Raw genomic sequence first — 19904 nt, 5'->3', positions numbered from 1 at the left:
TGGCACCCCGGGTGACCGGGCCCGGCGGGTGCGCACGGGTCACGCGACGGCCGGCAGCTCGTCCGGCAGAGCGAACAGCAGGTCGTACAGCGGCCGGCCGGTACCGTGCCAGATGGACAGCGCGTAGACACTGATCGGGAAGTGGATCCAGCGCGGCGGCGCCCACACCGTTCCGCGCACGATGCTCCCCTGGTTGCCGGTGTCGAGGCTCGACGGCACGTCCCCGGAAGCGACGAGCAGGTCCCAGCCCCGCCTCGGGACGGCGAAGTCCGTCTCGGAGAGCTCCCCGTGCAGACTCGCGCGCAGGATCGTCGTCGCCGCGATGTCGAGGGTCAGCGCACCGTCGACCAGGACGCGGTCGACCTCGAACCCGGTGCCTGCCAGCCAGGTGCACAGGTGGTCGACCGCCGCGTCGAGCAGGTCAGCGGTGGCACGCCCGGTGCGCACGGCGCGGCACAACAACGCCTGGTAGTGCACCTCTTCGGGCACGATGGCCCGGTTGCCCATGACCGTCTTCAGCATCGCGATGTCCAGGGAGGACGGGTCCCGGTAGACGGCGGAGACATCGCGCGCCACGGCACGCATGAACGGGTCGGCACAGTCGTCCAGCAGGAATGACCACAGCTGCCGGCACAGGTCGACCATGCGGACGCCCGTGGTCGTATGGAGGACGCGGAGCGCGCAGCGCAGCAGGATCTTCTGGAACAGCGTCATGGACACCCGGAACTCCATGCCCCGCACCCACTCGTCGGCGGTCATGCACCCGTGCTCCACGACCACGTCGGCGACGAGTTCGGGATTGGTGATGTCGGCGGGCATCCAGCGCGTCCTCAACGCGTGTTCGTCCCGGAAGGAGTCGCGCGAGTACTCGGTGTTGTTCAGCAGCAGCAACGGATAGATCACCGGAGATCCGCCCGCGGTCAGCACCTCCTCGATGCCGTTGAGGTACTTGTCGAACGTCTCCCCGGGCAGGCCCCAGATGAGGTCGGTGTAGGTGGGCACGTCCAGTTCGCGGAAGCGCGACAGCAGCCGGCGGTAGTGGTCGGTGCGGATGTTGGCGCGGTTGGCGATCTTCAGCACGTCCGCGTCGAAGGACTGCGCGGACAGTGTGATCGCACCGGTCAGATCGGCGGCGTGCAGCATGCTCGCGATCTCCACGATGCGCTCGTTGCCGTTCTTCGCCCAGTTGGTGCTGACGATCAGCCGCTTGCCGTAGCGTCGGCTGAGTTCCACGATGTGCTCGGCGATCTGCCGGTCGCGGGGGAGGATGCCGAAGTTCGCGTCCGCGATGAACAACGTCGCGTCCATGGGCATCAGCCGGATCAGCCGGTCCAGCTCGGCAAAGATCCGCTCCAGGTCGAACTGGCGGACCTTGGAGTTGGTCGCGCCTCCCCAGTAGCAGAAGGCGCACCCGTACGGGCAGCCCCGGTTGGTCTCGTAGACGATCATGGACGAGCCGGTGATCTCCTCGTCCGAGTACACGGGGGTCAGAATCGGCGAGACGACCTGGTCGAGGTCGGTGATGCGGTCCGCGTCCGGGTTGGTGACGACGGCGCCGTCGCGCCAGTGGCTGATACCGGGGATCGCGGCGAGGTCCCCGTCGGCCAGGAAGGCGTGCAGCAGGTCGCGGAAGCGCAGTTCGCCCTCGCCGTGCACCAGCACGTCCAGCCAGGGCGCCTCGGCGAACAGCGGCTCCTGCTGGTAGCTGACATCGTTGCCGCCGACGACGACACGGCAGTCCGGCCAGCGCTCCTTCACCTGACGGGCCAGCTCCAGGGACTGGGCGCGGTTCCAGAAGAACACCGTCAGTGCGACGACGAACGGCTCGTCCCAGGTGTCGAGCAGTTCCTTCGTCGCCTGCTCCCCGCCGCTCTGTTCGCGCACGCTGATCCGGAAGTCGCAGGCCGCGTCGAGTACGGGGTCGGCGATCGCGGCCGCCTTGAGGTAGCCGAGGGTGACGCTGTACCGGACCCCCTGCATCGCGGTGAACTCGACGAGTTGGACGGATTTCCGCCTGTCGGGCACCAGCGGCTGCGCGCCGGTATGGGCGACGTCGGTCGTCTCGATGGCGGAGGTCATAGTCACACATCCAAATAAATCGGGCAGGACGAATATTTCGGACGCCCAAGCGACCCTCGCGCGCCCGTTGAGACCGCACACAACACAACATCGACTGCACGTGCCCGAGGCGCGGCTTCGCGCGTGCGGAGGAAGGAGTCGTCCCCGCCGGTCCGTCCCGTCCGTCCGGCCGGCCCGCACCGCCGCCCGGCCGGGTCGCGGTCGGGCGTTCCGGTCCGGGGAACTTCGGCTTCGCTTTGCGGTGCCGTTCCTCCGACGCAAGGCCACGGTCAATGGCCGCCAATTGCCGCCAACATTTCCAGTGGCGTGCATTGGCGTCAATAACGCACCCCAGGCACCGTAAGTATCCCCGAGGATACCCGGGCCAGATTTGAGCTTTATTTGAGCTTCGTAAAAATGTCGAAGCGTAATTGACGGCCCCAGTGCCCCCATGTAGCGTCAGCGCCGAAACACCTGGTGGCGTGCCGACAGGCCCCAGTGTTCGGGCAGTGAGCCTCCGGAATTCATCCGGCGGATACATGGAGTGTGGTATCGATGCGCTTCGGGCTTTCTTTTCTTCCCGACTGTACGTCGGATATGAAATCTCCGCAGACCTATTTCAGTGACGCGCTCGAGTTGTCGGTCCAGGCGGAGGCGGGTGGCCTTGATTCGGTCAAGATGACCGAGCACTATCTCCATCACTACGGCGGTTACTGCCCCAGTCCGCTGGGTTTCCTGTCCGCGGTGGCCGCTCGGACGAGCTCGGTCAGGTTGATCACCGGATGCGTCCTGCCGGTCTTCCACCATCCGATCCAGTTGGCGGCGGAAGCCGCGCAGGTGGACGCGATCAGCGGTGGCCGGCTCGACGTGGGGTTCGCCCGGGCGTACCTGCCGGACGAGTTCGACGCGCTGGGCGTGGAGATGGACGAGAGCGTCGACCGGTTCCGGGAGACGATCCGCGCGGTGCGGCGGATCTGGACCGAGGAGAAGGTCAGCGAGCAGACGCCGTTCTTCTCCTACCGGGACGTGACCGGACTGCCGCGGCCCACCCAGCAGCCGCACCCGCCGATGTGGGGGGCCGCGGTGCGCACACCGGACAGCTTCAGCTGGCTGGGCACGGAGGGGCTCGGGCTGCTGATCACGCCGATGATCTCGCCGCACGAGTTCCGCGCCCAACTGACCCTCTACCGCGACGCCTTCCAGACGGCGCACAGTGATTCGGAACTGCGGCCCCGGGTCTCGGCCAGCCTGCCGCTGGTGGTCGCCGAGACCGACGAGCGCGCGGCCGAGATCGCGGAGACCTACCTGCGTCGTTACCTCGACGTATGGGCGGAAGCAGTGAGCCCCTGGGACAGGCGGGAGTCCTCGGCCTACCGCGGCTACTCCGGGTTCGGCTGGATGCTGCGCGGCATGCAGCCCAAGAAGCTCTACACCGAAGGCGGTGCGATCGTCGGATCGCCGGCCACGGTCATCGACCGCATCCGCGCCTTCAACGAGGACATCGGCGGCGTCGACCAGATCCTGTGGCAGGTCGATTTCGGCGCGATGCCGCTCCCCGAAGCTCGGCAGACCCTGGAGCTCTTCTGCGACCAGGTTCTGCCGGAGGTGAAAGCACTCTGACCGTCGGTGCCGGTCCCGATCGGAACCGCATCGGCCGTACGCCGGAAGGAGGTGAAAGACATGGAGGGATTCGACGAGCTGGTGCTGGATGACAGCGCTTTCGAGCTGGTGGACCTGGGCGAGGTGGTGCCCGAGTCGGTGACGGCCGGCTACGGCCTCACGGAGCTGTCCGCTTCCGGCGGCGCCAGCAGCTGCTGCTGCTGCTGCCCCTGCTGCTCCTGCACCTGATCGGGGGCCTGCCCCGACAGCTGTGCTCCGCACGAGACAGGCGAGGGAGGTGAAAGACATGGAGGACTTCGACAGCCTGGTGCTGGACGACAGCGCTTTCGAGCTGGTGGACCTGGGTGAGGTGGTGCCCGCGTCTGTGACGGCCGGTTACGGCCTGACGGAGCTGTCCGCGTCAAAGGGCCAGAGCAGTTGCTGCTGCTGTTGCCCGTGCTGCTCCTGCACCTGATCGGGCGCTGAATTCTCGGCACATGTGCTCTAGCCGGTGCGTGTTCACCAAAAGGGACCGGGTGGCTCTCGGCCCTTCCTGCTGCCCAGTTCTCAATGAATTTGCAAAGAAGCGGTGGTCATGGGAGTCGATGTGGAGCGGATACGGCCACGACTGCGCGGTGACGTCTACGTCATGCGCGTTCCGGAGGGTGCGTACATCCGCAGCAACCTGGGCGGGTCAATACTCAAGGGCGCGTCGACGTACGAATTCATCCAGCGGATCGCGCCGATGCTCGACGGCACCAGGACACTCGGCGAGCTGTGCGCCGCCGTGCCGGAATCCAGCCGTAGCGCGCTGGCGAAACTGATTATGCTTCTGCAGGGCAAGGGATACGTAAAAAATGTGCTGGACGACCGTCCGCACACCCTGTCCGGCGAGCTGGCCACCACCTACGCGGCCAACATCTCCTTCATCGAGTACTTCACCGATTCGCCGGAATTGCGTTTCGAGACCTACCGCAACAGCTCCCTCGTGCTGACCGGATCCGGTCCGCTGCTGCAGGCCCTGGTCAACTCGCAGTTGCGCGCCGGTGTGCGTACGGTACGGCTCGCACCGTTCGCCGAGTCGCCCTTCGACCGCGACCGCGTCGCCGAGCACCTGGCCGCGTCCCGTGAACGGGACCCGGAACAGCGGATCGACTGTCTGGAGGCCGACAGCCGGCGGCTCGACCAGGTGACTGCGGACGCCACCATGGTGCTGCACGTCGCCGACCGCCCCATGATCGAACGTGCCCGGCTGCTGCCCGCAGCCGCCGTCGCCGCGGGTGCCGCGTTCGCGCAGGCGGTGGTGGCGGGTGACGAGGCGTGGGTCGGCCCGGTGATCGGCAAGGACGACGACGCCGGCGCGTGGGATTCGGCGTGGCGTCGACTGTCCGCACTCACAGCGGACCTGACCGGCGCGGATCTGCGGGACCACCCCGAGATGGTCCCGAGCGAGTTCCTGCGCGGACCCACCGTCGCGCTGGTCGCCAACCAGCTGTGCTTCGCGGCGTTCCGCCATCTCACCGGAATCGACGAGGGCAGTGGGGCCGGTCACCTCGTCCGGTTCGACCTGGAGACGCTGGAGACCTCGCAGCACGCGTTCCTGCCGCACCCGCTCGCCCGGCCCGTGGTTCCCGACGACCCGGCGCGGCTGACCGCCCTGGCCGCCACGGCGCCCGTCGACGACGAGGAACTGGCCCGGCGCGCGGTGGACTTCGTCGACCCGCGGACCGGTGTGTTCGCCGAGGTCACCGAGCGCGACTACGAGCAACTGCCACTGTTTGTCAGCGAGGTCGTGGTCTCCGACCCGGTCGGCCTGGCCGGTGGCCCCTTCCCGGTCCACGGTTGCGGCGAGACCGTGGTCGAGTCGCGCCAGCGGGCCGTCCGGCACGCGTTCGAGCGCTACGCGGCCGTCATGGCCGACTCCCGCAAGGGCGACCGGTTGTACGGCCTGGACGTGCTGACCGGTGAACGGGTCGCGGTCGACGCTGCGGAGGTCTTCCCCGCACGGACCGTTGCCTCCGGTCAGGATTGGCCCGACGCCGTGCGCGCCGCGGTGGTGGCGGCGGCCAACGACCGCGTCGCGGAGGCACTTTCGACCGCCGCCGGACCACTGCCGCGGCTGGACCCGGACACCGCGGAGCTGACCCCGCGCGGTGAGCGCTATCTGAAGCTGCTGGGGATCGTCGAGCAGTCCTTCGAGGTCCACGATCTGTCCGGCCTGCTCGGATTGCCCACGTTCGCGTTCACCACCCCGACCGGCACCGTCGCGTACGTCAGCGACCTGGAGGCGGGCGTGGCGCTGGAGCAGGGACTGGAGCGGACCCTGCTCGCCTACCAGGCCCGGGCCACGGACCAGCCCGGTTACGCGCCGGTGCCCGTGCCCGAGCTGCCCGTGGCCCTGCGCGGGCCGGCCGCCGAGGATGCGGCCGGGGCGCGGCCCCGTTCGGCGACCCTGGAAGAGGTCGTGGCCGGGCTGACGCGGGAAGGCGGCCGGGTGGTCGCGGTCCCGCTGGACCACGATGCCTCGGTGGCCCGGGCCTGTCCATTCGTGGTGCGTGCTGTGGTCGTCCATGGTTGACCAGCCGCAGGTGCTCCGCGAACCACATCAGGTGGTCATCGGACCGTGGGCGCCGGGCTGCCCGGAGTGCCTGCGCACGCGTCGTGCCGCGTCGGCCTCCACCGAACGCGCCGCCGAGATGGCAGCGGTGGCGCCGGACCGGGAGCTGCCGAGCTTCCTGGCCGACACCGTCGCCGGGCTGGCCGCGGCCCGGCCCGGGGCCCAGCGGTTCTGGATCGTCGACACGGCCACGCTCGCGCTGTCCCGCCACGGTTTCCTCAACGATCCTCACTGTCCGGCGTGTTCGGTGTTGCCGGCCGACACCGAGCAGGCGGCGAGGCCCGTCCGGGAGGCGCGGCCGAAGCTGTCGCCGGAGTCGAGCCGCGTCCGCCCCCTGGACCAGGCCGCACTCCGGGCGGCCTACGTCGACGAGCAGAGCGGCCTGATCCCTTCGGTCACCTCCTACACACAGCACGCCTTTCCGTTCACCGGGGCCGTCATGGCCGTACCCGGTTCCCCGATGGAGCCGGCCGGTTACGGCCGCACCCGGGACTTCGCCTCCGCGTGGTCCATCGCGGTGGCCGAGTCGCTCGAACGGCTCGCCGCGTACGCGCCCGCCAGGCGGACGGGCGTCAGGGCCTGCTACGCCGACGTGGCCGCTGCCGCGATCGATCCGCGCTCGCTCGGCCTGTATCCCGACGACCGGTTCCTGACCCCGGACTTCCCCTACCGGCCGTTCACCGAGGACGCGGTGACCGACTGGGTGTGGGGGTACTCCTTCGGCCGCGGCCGGCCGGTGCTGGTGCCGGAGAGCTTCGTCTACCACCGGTCGCCGATGCCCGCCGGTGAGCGCAGGTTCGCCTGCGAGATCTCCAGCGGTTTCGCGCTCGGGGGCTGCTACGAGGAGGCCGTGCTGCACGGCGTCCTCGAGGTCGCCGAACGCGACGCGTTCCTGTTGGCCTGGTACAGGCAGATTCCCCTGCCCCGCATCGACCTCGCCACGGTGCCCGATCGCCGTATCCCGCTGGTGGCCGAGCGCATCGAGCGCCAGGGGTACCGGGTGCACGTTTTCGACTCCACTCGGGAGCACGGGATCCCGTCGTTCTGGACGCTGGCCGAGGACGTCACCGGGACCGGCCGGCCCAGGGCCGTGTCGACCGGCGGCAGCGGACTGCACCCGGCCGAGGCGATCCTGGCCGCGCTGCACGAGCTGAGCCAGACCGTCGAGTACGTGACGATCCTCGCGCTCGACCCGGGCTGGAGCGAGCGCGCCCGGCATCTGGCCGACCACCCGGACGAGGTCGTGTCGATGGCCGACCACCTGCTCTGCGCGGCCGATCCGGACACCTTCGACCGCTACGCGTTCCTGCTCGACGACCCGGTGACATCGACCTGGCAGCGGGGACTCGAACGCTGGCAGTGGCCGGTCAACACCGACATCGGCGCGGATCTCGACGAGTCCGTCCGGCGCTTCGCGGCGGCGGCCATGGACGTCGTCGCCGTCGACACCACCTCCATGGAACAGACAGCTGGAGGCTTCACATGCGTCAAGGTGATGGCACCGGGGTCGGTGCCGATGACCTTCGGACACACGGCCCGGCGGGTGACCGGGCTGCCCAGGCTGCCCGAGGTGCGCAACCCGCACCCGCATCCCTTCCCGTGACCGGGGCGGCCGTGAGCGAGGAAGCCGTGATCGGGCACGAAGCCCGCGTGGGCCGGGAGTTCCTGCGGGTCAGCCTGGAGGACCTCGCCGAGGCGATGGAGACCCGGCAGTCGGAGTACGCCAACCCGGACGAGCCGCTGAAGTTCAAGATCTACCGGGGTCTGCCCCGGCGCCCGCTGACGACCAGGGTGCCCAGGCGGCTGACGGAGGTCGAGGCGCTCGACGAGCAGGCGCTCTCCACGCTGCTGCGCTACGGCTACGGCATCTCCCGGCAGGAGTTCGACACCAACGGCACCTGGCCCTACCACCGGATGGTCGCGTCGGCGCGCTGCCTGTTCGCCGTCCAGCTGTACGTGTGCCTGCCCGAGGGCGTCCACCACTACGACGCCCCGCACCACTCGCTGGTGCGGCTGCGCGCCGGGGACCACCGGGAGCTGCTGGCCAGGGCGACCGGAAGCACGGGGGCGCCGCCTCAGGCCGTATTCGTGCTCTCAGGACTGTTCTCCAAGGCCGCCTACATCTACCGCGACTACGCCTACCGGCTGTGCACCCAGGAGGCCGGTCTGCTCACCGGGAACCTCGACCTGGTGGCGCAGTCCATGGGCCTGCGGGCCCACGTGCACCACCAGTTCGTCGACGAGCCGGTCAACAAGCTGCTCGGGCTCGACCCCGACGAGGAGCCGGCGCTCGTGGTCCTGCCGCTGCACCTCGCCGGTGCCGACCCCGGAATCCGGCGCCGGGAGGTGGTGGAGACGGCGGCGGCACTGGCCGGGACCATCGACCCGATAGAGCCGGACGTGGTCCGCAGCGGACTGCGGGTCGCGCAGGCGTGTCCGACGCTGACGGCGGTCAACCGCGCGTCCCTCCGCACCGACACCGGGGGTTTCGCGACGGCCGAACCGGCCGAGCCCGCGCTGCCCGCCGCCGAACCCCTGGCCCTGCCCGGGACGGCGGCTGAGGAAGTGGACCTCGCGGAGGTGCTGCGCGCCCGCGATTCCGGTCCCGGGATCTTCCGGCCGATCGCCTCGCAGATCGACGGAGCCGAACTGTGGGCACGGCTGGCCAGGGTCCGCACCGGGGTCAGCAGCGATGCCGTCCCGGCGGGTGCGCCGGTGCCGGTGGAGATCTACCTGACCGTCGGTGACCTCATCGGCATACCCGCGGGCTGCTACCGGCTCGACCAGGGCACCGGCGCGCTGCACCCGGTCCGCCCGGCGACCCCCGATACGAGGCAGGGCGGCACGGACGCCCTCACCTCGATCGAACGCGTCACCATCCCCGGACCCGTCTTCCGGAACATGAACGCCGTCGTCCATCTCGTCGTCGACCGCGACTGGGCGTTCGACACCTTCGGTGACCGCGGCTACCGGGTGCTCAACCAGGAGGCCGGGCTGCTCGCGCACCGCGTGTGCGTCGCGGCCGCCGCGCAGGGAGTCTCCGCCCGGATCGTCAACGCCTACCACGCCGACGGAGTGCGCGCGGCCCTCGGACTCACCGAACAACGCCACGCCCCGGTCTTCCAGATCCTGCTGGCCAGGACCGGGCCGGGCGGTCGCGTGATCGTGCCCGTCGAACCGGAGGGGGCCCAGTGATGGACAGGTCGCAGGAAGCCGGCCCCGAGCCGGAGCGGTACATGCTCGCCCCGGCCGCCGTGGTCCGCCTCGCCGGCAGCCCGCTCGCCGCGCTGGAAGGACTGCGCTGCGCGCAGAGCTGGCGCACCGCCACCCGCCTGGTGCCGCTGCGCGCCGAGATCGCCGCAGCGGCCGGCGAGCTCTCGGACCTGTTGCACGCGGCGGTCGGCGCCACCGGCGACGGCGAACTCAAGGCCAGGCTCGTCGCGGTGCGCAGGGCCGTGCACCGCGGCCGGCGCGTCGGCCCGGCACGGCTGGCCGGCCTCCCAGCCGAACTGGTCGGCCCGGTACGGGAATGGACGGCGCGGCTCGACGAACGCGACCGCCTGCTCGCGGCACTGCCGGAGCAGCTCGAACAGGACTGGGCCGCGAGCTACGAGTCCCTGCTCGCCGCGGCCCGGCTGCCCGCCTTCCAGCTCGGTCTCGTACACGCCAACCCGGACATGTTCCTGGCCCTGCGGAAGTGGTTCGACACCGGTCGCGCGCCGCAGCGCCAGACCGTGCTGCGCCTGGCGCAGTACCTGGCCCGTTCCGCGGCGAAGACCAGCCCGTACTCCACGTTCACCAGCAGCGGCCTGGCCGCCTGGGGCCGGGCCGAGGACCTCGTTCAGCCGGCCGGGGGGCAGCTCACCGCCGTGACCGCGACCGAGGCAAGCGTCGGATCACTGCACCGGATCGCTCGCGCGGTCTGCGAACGCCCCGAGCTGGTCGGCGGCTGCCGGATCCGGATCAACCCCAGCGCCACGGCCTTGGACGGCGCCCTGCTGTTCCTGGGCCGTCGGCCCGGCGAGTACGTGCACACCCTCGCGCTCACCCCGACCCTGCGCCGGGTGCTGGAACTGACCACGCACCAGAGCACGTTCGACGACCTGCGCGGCGAGCTTCTGGCCCTGGCGGCCGACGGACACCAGGTCGACGTGTTCCTGCGTCGGCTGGTGACGCTGGGCCTGCTGGAACTGGTCCCGCCGCTCGCCGACCAGTCCGCGGACCCGGTCGCCGACCTGCGTGCCTGGCTGCAGCAGCACCGGCAGCCCGGCCTGGAACGGCTGGACCGGACCCTGCTGGGGGTGGCCGAGTCCCTGGCGAGCTACCCGGCGGTCACCGAGCCCGGCGACCGCGTCGCCGTCCGCGACGCCGTCGTCCGGGGGCTGGACACGGCGCTGCGCGAGGTCGGCGACCACGCCCACGCCCACAGCCCGAAGATGGCCCAGGAGTTCGCCCGGTACAGCTTCTACGAGAACGCCGTGCACCCCGGAACGACGGCCGTGCTGGACCGGGAGGGCTGGCGGCCGATGCTGGACGACCTCGACGCGGTGCGCACACTGCTCGGCCTGATCGGTCCCGACCTGCCGTTCAAGCTCACCCTCAGCGAGATGTTCCGCAGCCGCTACCCGGCCGGCGCGCAGATCCCGCTGCTGGTGTTCTACCGGGACGTGCTGGCCGAGCAGTCCGCCGGCGCCGCCTCGGGCCCGGCCGGACAGGGGTCGCTCCTCGCGCACAGCCGGTTCGCCGCCGCGGACAGCCCGGTCGAGGCCGTGCGCGAGCTGCACCGCCTGCGCACCGCCGTCAAGCGGCTGCTGGGCGAGCCGAGGCCCGACGGGGACGGCGTGGTCCGCGTCGACCCCGAGGAGGTGCGCACGCTGGCCAAGGAATGGCCGGACTGGGCGCGCACACCGACGTCGCTCGCGGTCTACTGCCAGCTCGCCGACGCCGTGCGCGGGCCGGAACTGGTGGTCAACAGCATCGGTTGCGGCTTCGGCCGCGGCCGCAACCGGGTACGGCAGATCCTGGACGTGCTCGACCTGCACGCCGACGTCCCGGACGAACCGGGGCTGGCCGCGCACCGCGACGACGTGCTCTTCGCCGAGTTCGAGGCCGTGGCCCGCTCCGCCGTCAACGTCAGAAAGCCGGGCGTCCCGCTGGTCGTCGACTACCCCGGTGTCCGCAGCACGCGGGGGGACGACGACCGGGTACCGGTCAACGACCTCTACGTGCACAGCGGTGACGACGGGTTGCTCACGCTGGTGTCACGGCGGCTGGGCAGGCGGATCTGTCCGGTGCACCCGGGCCTCGGAGCCGACCGGCTGCTGCCGCCCGCCGCCCGCTTGATGATCGAGGCATTCGGCGAGTCCAACACCTGGTTCGGTGCGCACACCGAACTGAGGATGACCTCCGACCCACGGTCGGACGACGGCGTACGCCACCTGCCGCGGCTGATGGTGGGCAACGTGGTGCTGCGCCGCGCCATGTGGATGACCCGCGCGGACCGGCTGCCCCGGCGGGCCGATGCCGAGACCGCCCCGGCCTGGATGCTGAGAACGGCCGCCTGGCTGGCCGAACACGGCATCCCGGAGCGGTGTTTCGTCACCGTGCTCGACCCGGCCTTTCTCGGCCAGGGCGAGAACGGGCAGGGGCCGAGCAACGACACCAAACCGAACTACGTGGACTTCGCGAGCACGCTGCTGCTGCTCGGCCTGGAACGCCGACTCGCCGAACCCGACGCGATCGTGCAGATCAGCGAGATGCTGCCGGACCCCGGCCAGGTCCGCGGCGAGCACGTGGCGGAGTACATCGTGGAACTGAACGAGCCCGGAGTCACATATGTCTGAGCACAGTTGGGTCAGCGCCCACCTCTTCTACCACGGCGACCAGGACGCCGTGATCGTCGGTGCCGTCAAGCCCGTCGTCGAACGGCTGGGCCGAGCCGGGCTGGCCGACGGCTTCTTCTTCCTCCGCTACTGGGAGGGCGGCCCGCACGTCCGGCTGCGGGTGCGCACCCGCCCGGAGCAGGCCGAGGAGGTCCGCTCGGCCATCGAGGAGACGGTCGTGGAGTTCTACCGTACCTCGCCGTCGCAGTCCGAACTGACCGAGCAGGGCTACGCCGAGTCCGCCGCCGCACTCGCCGCGTTGGAGCAGATGACCGACTACGACACGGTGCTGCACCCGGACAACTCGGTCGCGTTCATCGACTACGTGCCCGAGACCTCGGTGTTCGGCACCGGCCGCGCACTGGAGGCCGTCGAGAAGCAGCTCATGGCTGCAAGCGCGCTGGCGGTCGAACTGATCACCCGCGGCCGGACCCCGGGACAGCGCGCCATGGACGCCTTCGCCATGATGGCCGCCAACCGTACGGTCTTCACCGGCATCCTGCCCGAACTCGCCTACCAGGCACGGTTCATGGTCGAGAGCGGCGGCTCGGCGGCCCAGCTGCTGGAATCGTCCGACTTCGAGCGGTACTTCGACGCCAACAAGGCCCAGCTGCGCGCCGGCCTGGAGACGGTGTGGGCGGCGACCAGGGGGGTGGCACTGCCGCACGCGTCGGTGGCGAGCAACTGGCTGAAGACCGTGCGGGAAGCCAACGACACCCTGGTCGAACTGGAGTTGCTGGGTCAGCTGGACGCCTACCCCGACTTCGAGGCTCCCGCCGATGTGCTGCAGCACATCAACCACCTCGTCCCGCAGCTGATCGTGGAACGGTGCATGCACCTGATGTGCAACCGGCTGGGCATCAGCCTGGCCCAGGAATCCCACCTGCGGCTGCTCCTGACCAGAACCGCCTTCGACCTGTGCGGCGTGTGACGCCATGAGCAACGAGGCGACCCGCTACCACGAGAACGTGCACACGCCGACCGAGGTGGCGAACCCGGACGCGTACCCGCCCCGGGTGGTCAAGAGCTACCCGGGCGCACCGCGGCACCCGCTGCCCTGGCCGCCCGAGAAGTCCGAGCACCGGCTCGGCAGGCAGCTCGCCGAGCTCGGAGGCATCACCCGGGCCCAGTGGCTGACCCCGCTGGACATGCTGCCGTTCACCGACAGCTTCGAGGCCATCCCGGACGACGATCCGCTGCAGTGGCTGGTGACCCGGCGTCCGACGCCGTCGGGGGGCGCCCGCTACAGCGCCGAGTGGTACGTGATCGCCGGGCCCGACTCGGAGGTGCCCGCCGGCGTCTACTACTACGACCCGGCCCGACACGACCTGGTGCGCCTGCGTTCGGGTGACCACCGCAGCTGGGCGGCGTCCCGGCCGGCCACGACGATCCTCGTCCAGACCAACGTGTTCTGGCGGCTGGCCGCCAAGTACGGCGAGATGTACTACCGCCTCGCCTGCCTGGAGGCCGGGATCCAGGTGGCCCAGGCGCTGGTGGTCGCCGCCGACGAGGACGCCACGGCCCGGCTGTGCTTCCCCGACGCCGACCTCACCGAGCTGCTGGGGCTCGACCCGCGCAGCGAGGGGGTGCACGCGGTCGTCGAGCTGGTCGCACCGGTGCCCGCCGCGTTCGAGGGTCCCGCGCTGTCCGCCTTCCCGCGCGCCTTCGCCGCACATGCGTCCGTGCTCACCGAGAGCCGCCCGGCCCAGCAGCCGCTGCCGTCCGCGTCCTCTCGGGAGACCGAACGGATCAGCCTGCCGCATGCGGAGGCGGACCTGCGGGCCGGAACGCGGAACCGTCGTGCGGCCATGCGCGGCTTCAGCGGCGAGACCATGCCGATCGGGACCCTGGCCACGATCCTCACCGCCTACGGCCGGCCGGTGCGCTGGGACCTCCCGGCGAACCTGGTCGAGTTCTACTGCGTCATCGCCGACGTGCCCGGGGTCCCGGACGGCGCCTACCGCTACCTGCCCGACGAGCACCAGCTGGAACCGGTCGGCGAGGGCGGCAACCCCCGCCAGGTGCTGCGCGAAGCCTCCCTTGCTGCGCTGACCCAGCAGGGCGCCCGCACGGCGAACGTATGGCTGCTGCCGGTGGGGGACGCCGAGGCGGCCGAGGAGCGGTTCGGTCCCCGCTGGTACCGCGTGCAGCAGGCGGCGGCCGGTGCCGCACTGCACCGGGCCTGCCTCGCCGCCGCGGCCGTCGAGGTGGCGGGCCGGATCCAGAACGACGTGCTCACGCACCTGCTGGACGGCCGGCTCGGCCTGGACGGGCGCAAGCGGAGCCTGCTGGTGGCGCAGTTCGGTACCGAGCACCCCGCCGGGCCGCGCCCCGAGTTCCGGCTGACCTGGTGAGAGGGAACGGCTCGTGAGCGACACCGTACTCGGCGACGGCCTGCTGGCCGACGCCATCGCCAGGCGCCCGCCGTCGATGCTGGTGGTGGCGCGCGACGGTTGGGACACCGGCGACTGGACCGCGGCGCAGGACCGGGGCGAGCCCTGGCTGCCGGTGTGGACCGAACTCGACCGGGCCGTGATCGGCCCGGTGGTCCGTCCCGGTGAGCCCGGCTGCGTCTGGTGCCTGCAGAAGTGGCGCTCCAGCGCGGCCAAACGGACGCCCTGGACGGCCGAACTGCGCGCGGACGAGCGGATCGCGGCCCAGCCGTCGGCCTGGCTGTCCGGCTTCGCCGCCGAGGCCGTGTGCGACGTGCTGCACTCGGGCGTCGCCGGGGACTGCTGCTGGTACCTCGACCTGCGCGACCTGTCGCTGACCCGGCACACGTTCCTCCCGGACCCGCTGTGCCAGGTCTGCGGCGCGCTGCCCGAGGACACGGCCGCACGAGCCGCGATCGTGCCCCTCGCCCGGCCCAAGCCCCGGGCCCGCTCCAGCAGGATCCGCGAACTCTCCGAGTCCCGGCTGACCGAGCTCTACGTGGACGCCGAGACCGGTGTGGTCGCCCCGCCCCGCGGCATGCGCGACTCGATGGTCCCGCTGACCGAAGCGGTCCTGGCCGAGTACGGGTACCGGGGCGAGGCCGGGTTCGGGCGCACCCGTGACTTCGCGTCGAGCCGGGCCACCGCGGTCGCCGAGGCACTGGAACGGCTCGGCGGCCAGTGGCCCTGGGGCAAGCGGACGACCGTGCGCGGCAGCTACGCGGAACTCGTCGAGGATGCGCTGGACCCGCGTACGCTCGGTCTTCTCGCCCCGGAGTGCTACCTGGAGCCGGACTGCCAGTACCAGCCGTTCACCGAGGACGCCGTGGTGTCCTGGGTGTGGGCGTACTCGTTCGGCCGGGCCCGGCCGGTGCTCGTGCCGGAGACCCACGCGTACTACCGGATGCAGCTCCAGCCGGGCACTCGGGCGGACAAGCCGTTCACCTTCGAGATCTCCAACGGCTGCGCGCTCGGCGGCTGCGTCGAGGAAGCGGTCCTGCACGGGATCCTGGAGGTCGTCGAGCGCGACGCGTTCCTGATGACCTGGTACGCCAGGCTGCCCGTGCCCGAGGTGGACCTCACCCGGGCACCGGATCCGCGCATCCGGCTCGTCGCGGAACGCATTGAACGCCAGGGCTACCGGGTGCGGGCCTTCGACATCACCCTGACCGAGGGGATCCGCGCGTTCTGGGTGCTCGCACAGGACACCACCGGAGACGAGACCCGGCCGAAGGTCGTCTGCACCAGCGGCTCGGCGCTTGACCCGGTCGCCGCCGTACTCACCGCCCTCGGCGAACTGGCGCCCATCGTGGAACAGGAGCTGACCAGGTACCCGGCCGAAGCCGAACGGGCCAGGCTGATGGCCGCCGACCCCGAGCTGGTCCGAATCATGACCGACCACGCGCTGTGCGCCGCGACACCGGAGGCGTTCGACCGGTTCTCCTTCCTGCTCGACGGAGACCGCATGACCGGCTGGGACGAGGTGATCGCCCGCAGCCCCTGGCCGCTCCACACCGACCTGCGGGACGACCTGACCGAGGCCGTCGACCGGATGCTCGCGGGCGGCATGGACGTCGTGGTCGTCGACCAGACCTCGCCCCTGCACCAAGCCGCCGACCTGCACTGCGTGAAGGTGATCGCGCCCGGCGCCCTGTCCATGACCTTCGGCCACCGCAACCGGCGGACCACCGGGCTGCCCCGGCTGCGGGAGGTGCCCCACCGGCTCGGCCACGCGCCGCGCCCGCTCACCGACACCGACCTCAACCCCCACCCCCACCCGTTCCCATGACCAGCCACGCCACCACCTTCGGAGTACGCGTCGCGGGCCTGCCCGCGGACGTGGTCGACCGGCTCGTCGACCACCGCCTGCGGCGCGAGCTGCTCGCGCTGGCCGGTACGGCGGCCGAGCTGACGGCCGCCGCCGCGGGACTGTCCGACCGCTGCCACGACGTGATCGGCGCGCTCGGCGACCCCGGGGCCAAACCCAGGCTGGTGGCACTGCGCCGCACCGTCCACCAGCAGCGTGATCCGGGCCGGCTGCTCGCCGACCCGCGGGTCGCCGCGTCTCTCGGTGACGAACTCGCCGCGGACATAGTCGAGTTCGGCCGCAGGCTGGGGCGCTATCGCAACGACCGTGCGCAGTTGCCGACCGTGCTGGTCGAGGCTTCCCGGTCCATCGACGCCGCCCTGCGCGAGACCAGCGCGGATCCCCGGTTCGACCAGGGCCTCGCCCATGCCAGCCCCACCCTGCACCAGGTGCTCGGGCGCAGGCCCGGCAGGCAGGAACTGATCCGGCTGGCCCTCTACGTCGCCCGCGCCGCCGTCAAGACCAGCCCGTTCAGCACGTTCACCGCCAGCGGCCTCGGCCGGTTCGTCCCGGACGGGCCGGCCCTGCGCTGGACCGCGACCGAGAGCGCGCGGTCGATCGTCGAACTCGACCTGTCGGTGCTAACCCCCCTGGCCGACCGGTCCTCCGGGGCGACCGTCCGGATCAACCCCAGCGCGCGGCTGGAGGGCGACACCGTCCGGTACCTCGGCCCGGCACCGGCGGAGGACCTCCTCACCCTGCCGCTGACACCGCCGCTGCGGCACTGCCTGCGGGCCGCCGCCGCTCGGCCGACAATCGCCGCGCTGGCGGCGGGCCTTTCCGCGCCGCCCGAGCAGGCGGCCGGATATGTGCGCTCACTCGTGGCGAGCGGACTGCTCCTGCTCCAACCGGACTTCGACGACCACGGCATCGATCCGCTGCGGCAGCTGGCCGAACGGGTTCCCGAACTGATCCCGGTCCGGCAGGAGTTGCGCGCGTACGGGAGCGCCAAGGGGGCCGACCGGGTCCTGGTCGGGGGGGCGCTCCACGAACGGCTGCGGGACGCCGGTATCAAGGGCAAGCTGCGGGACGTGGTGACCGAGCAGTCGGTGGTCCCCGGAGTCGTGGTCGAGGCGGGTCTGCCGTCCTGGCAGGACGCACTGGACGACCTGGCCCTCGCCTGCAGGCTGCTCGCGGTCTTCGATCACACGCTGCCGTTCAAACTTGCGGTCGCTGCGTTCATCCGCGAGCGCTTCGGCACGGAGGCGCCGGTGCCGTTCGACCGGTTCTACGCCGAACTCGTCCGCGACGGCCACGAGGCCAGGCGGCTGCACCCCGCCGCGGTCGCCTTCGACATGACCGGGCTGACCGCGACCCTGGCGGCCAGCCCGGTCGCGGAGGTGCGCCACCTGGTGGACCTGGTCGCCGAGGTCCGGCGCGCGTTGCCGGACCGGCGGCGGATCGAGCAGGTCCTCGACGCGCTGCCGGCCTGGGTGCGCCCGGTCGGCTCGGTCGCCGTGTACGCCCAGCGCGACGGCGAGGAGTTGGTCGTCAACGCGGTGAACTCCGGCTTCGGGCGGGCCCGTTCACAGGTGCACCGCCTGCTGCACTACGTCGAGGGCGACCCGCTCCCCGTCGATGCGGTGTACCCAGGCGCACCGGTGTACGCGGAGTTCACCCAGACCCTCGCCACCTCGCTCAACCAGCGCGAGGCGGCCCTGCCGTACCGGCTCGACTACCCGCCGCCCGCCCGGCTGACGGTCGACCTGGACGGCGACGGACTGCCGGCCCTGTCCGACGACGGCACGGTCGTCCGCCCGGTCCACGGCGGACTGTCCTACGAGCGGCAGCTCCCGCCGGTCATGGCGCTGCTGATCGAGGCGTTCGGCGAGAATCCCCAGCTGCTGCGCCCCGACCAGCCGCTGCAGCACGACGCGAGCGCCGGGAGCGGACAGGGCCGCGTCCTGCACGCGCCGCGGCTGAGCATCGGACAGGTGGTGCTCCGGCGGGCCACCTGGGTGGCGCAGCCGGGAACGCTCCCGCGCCGCGCGGCCGGCCACTCGGATGCGGACTTCCTGCTCACGCTGACGACCTGGCTGACCGGGCACGGCCTCCCACCGAGGTTCTTCGTGTCCGTGCTGCGGATGGGCACCGTCCCGGCCGGCTCGTTCGGGGGCGACCGCAGCCGCAAACCGATGTATGTCGACATCGGATCGCCGCCCCTCGTCCTGGCCTTCGAGCGGCTGGCCGGGGATCCGACCGCCGCGGCGGTGTTCCAGGAGGTCACACCGACGCCCGAGGCCGCGCTCCTCGACCACCGGGGCGTGCCGAGAGTGACCGAATACGTCATCGAGCTCAACTGCCGAGGAGACCAGGAATGACAGAGTCCGTGTGGCGCACCGTGAACGTGTTCCACCACGACGGCGACCGCACCGATCTGCTGCTCGACGCGGTACGCCCCTTCATCACGGCCGTGGCCCCTTCGGCGGCCAGGGTGTACTACCAGCCGCACTGGCGGCGCGGGCCGCATGTGCGTATCCCGATCCAGGCGAGCGCCGAGGTCTTCGACGAGGTCGTCGCACCGGCCGTGGCCGACGTGCTGGAGCCGTACCTGCGGGCGCACCCGTCGACCGTCCTCCTCGACGAGCAGGCAGCTCACGCCGAGCACGTCCGGCTGGCCGAGGTGGAGTGCGAACGCGGGCCGCTGACCCCCTGGGCGCCCGACAACACCGTCGAGACCGAGCCCTACGACCGGCGCGAGCACGTGCTCGGCGGACCGGCCGCGGCGGACCTGCTCGCCGACTACTACGTCGACACCAACGACCTCGTGTTCGACATCCTCGACTGGATCCGTGGCGGGGGCTCGAAGATGGCGCTCGCGGTGGACCTGTTCATCGGGGCGGCGAACCGCTTCCTCCCGCCGGTGACCTACGGCTACATGTCCTACCGGGGACACGCCGACGCCTTCCTGGCCAAGATGCCCGACGGCCTGCGCGCCCGCTTCGACCAGGTCTACGAGGCCAACGCCGGGACCTTCCGGCAGCGGGTCGCCGAGATCACCGCGGCGGCGGACTACCACGACGTCGTCCCGTTCAGCGACTTGTTCGACACCCTGCTCCGCTTTCGCAACCGCGCCAACGAGCTGATCGGGACAGGCGAGTTGGCGCTCAACACCGACATGAACCGCCAGCCGGAAGCCTGGGGTTCGACCTGGAGCGCCTGGTCGGACCGCAGCGAGTTCCACCGGGTCCTCGGCGGCCACCGGACGGCGGCCGACCAACTGGGCGGCTGGAACACCTTCCAGCAGTACCGGGTGGTCCTCAACTGGCTCTACCTCAACATGTACCGGCTCGGCATCGGCGAGATGGAGCGCAACCTGATCTGCCACGTCGTCTCCCGCGCCGTCGAGGACGTACACGGAGTGACCGCGATGGACCGGATCGAAGACCTGATTGGTTTCGTCGACAGCGGGGGCCGGCTGTGACCGGCCCCCGAACCCGAGGAAGGAC

The 19904-nt window shown here is 71.2% G+C and carries 13 protein-coding genes; 12 read left to right on the top strand and 1 reads right to left on the bottom strand.

From position 1 onward, the window contains the following. Positions 1–39 precede the first annotated feature (39 nt). Positions 40–2079 carry a radical SAM protein gene (locus AB0N07_RS31005; RefSeq protein WP_365840682.1) on the bottom strand — a complete coding sequence of 680 codons (2040 nt, stop codon included), beginning with the start codon at positions 2077–2079 and terminating at the stop codon, positions 40–42. A gap of 534 nt (positions 2080–2613) precedes the next feature. Here AB0N07_RS31005 and AB0N07_RS31000 point away from each other — a divergent pair. From AB0N07_RS31000 to AB0N07_RS30945, 12 genes are all read left to right on the top strand, one after another. Further along, on the top strand, positions 2614–3678 hold the full coding sequence (locus tag AB0N07_RS31000) for an LLM class flavin-dependent oxidoreductase (RefSeq protein WP_365840680.1): 1065 nt from the start codon (positions 2614–2616) through the stop codon (positions 3676–3678). 60 nt (positions 3679–3738) lie between these two features. Continuing rightward, positions 3739–3906, top strand: coding sequence for a thiomuracin/GE37468 family thiazolyl RiPP peptide (locus tag AB0N07_RS30995; RefSeq protein ID WP_232646936.1), 168 nt, complete (start codon positions 3739–3741; stop codon positions 3904–3906). Between the two features lie 58 nt (positions 3907–3964). Beyond that, on the top strand, positions 3965–4132 hold the full coding sequence (locus tag AB0N07_RS30990) for a thiomuracin/GE37468 family thiazolyl RiPP peptide (RefSeq protein WP_232646937.1): 168 nt from the start codon (positions 3965–3967) through the stop codon (positions 4130–4132). 120 nt (positions 4133–4252) lie between these two features. Beyond that, positions 4253–6235, top strand: coding sequence for a hypothetical protein (locus AB0N07_RS30985; RefSeq protein WP_365840677.1), 1983 nt, complete (start codon positions 4253–4255; stop codon positions 6233–6235). After that, positions 6228–7877 (top strand): TOMM precursor leader peptide-binding protein, encoded by a 1650-nt coding sequence (locus AB0N07_RS30980; protein ID WP_365840675.1) that lies wholly within the window; start codon positions 6228–6230, stop codon positions 7875–7877. Before AB0N07_RS30985 ends, AB0N07_RS30980 begins: the two co-directional genes overlap by 8 nt. An 11-nt stretch (positions 7878–7888) precedes the next feature. Continuing rightward, on the top strand, positions 7889–9469 hold the full coding sequence (locus AB0N07_RS30975) for a SagB family peptide dehydrogenase (RefSeq protein WP_365840673.1): 1581 nt from the start codon (positions 7889–7891) through the stop codon (positions 9467–9469). Further along, positions 9469–12117, top strand: a complete 2649-nt coding sequence (locus tag AB0N07_RS30970; RefSeq protein WP_365840671.1) for a lantibiotic dehydratase — start codon at positions 9469–9471, stop codon at positions 12115–12117. The genes AB0N07_RS30975 and AB0N07_RS30970 overlap by 1 nt, the downstream gene beginning before the upstream one ends. Next, the gene (locus AB0N07_RS30965) at positions 12110–13087 is read left to right on the top strand and encodes a lantibiotic dehydratase C-terminal domain-containing protein (RefSeq protein ID WP_365840669.1); all 978 of its coding nucleotides are present in this window, start codon (positions 12110–12112) and stop codon (positions 13085–13087) included. The genes AB0N07_RS30970 and AB0N07_RS30965 overlap by 8 nt, the downstream gene beginning before the upstream one ends. Positions 13088–13091: 4 nt before the next feature. Then, positions 13092–14510 carry a nitroreductase family protein gene (locus AB0N07_RS30960; RefSeq protein ID WP_365840667.1) on the top strand — a complete coding sequence of 473 codons (1419 nt, stop codon included), beginning with the start codon at positions 13092–13094 and terminating at the stop codon, positions 14508–14510. A 13-nt stretch (positions 14511–14523) separates the two neighbouring features. Then, positions 14524–16377, top strand: coding sequence for a TOMM precursor leader peptide-binding protein (locus AB0N07_RS30955; RefSeq protein WP_365840665.1), 1854 nt, complete (start codon positions 14524–14526; stop codon positions 16375–16377). Next, entirely contained in the window at positions 16374–18776 is a 2403-nt protein-coding gene (locus AB0N07_RS30950) for a lantibiotic dehydratase (protein ID WP_365840663.1), read from the top strand. The genes AB0N07_RS30955 and AB0N07_RS30950 overlap by 4 nt, the downstream gene beginning before the upstream one ends. Continuing rightward, a complete protein-coding gene (locus tag AB0N07_RS30945) occupies positions 18773–19879 on the top strand; it encodes a thiopeptide maturation pyridine synthase (RefSeq protein ID WP_365840661.1) in 1107 nt (368 codons plus the stop codon). The genes AB0N07_RS30950 and AB0N07_RS30945 overlap by 4 nt, the downstream gene beginning before the upstream one ends. The last annotated feature ends 25 nt before the right edge of the window (positions 19880–19904 follow it).

This window comes from Streptomyces sp. NPDC051172, from assembly GCF_040682555.1.
Taxonomy (GTDB): Bacteria; Actinomycetota; Actinomycetes; order Streptomycetales; family Streptomycetaceae; genus Streptomyces.
This window is presented reverse-complemented; position numbering and strand designations above follow the sequence as displayed.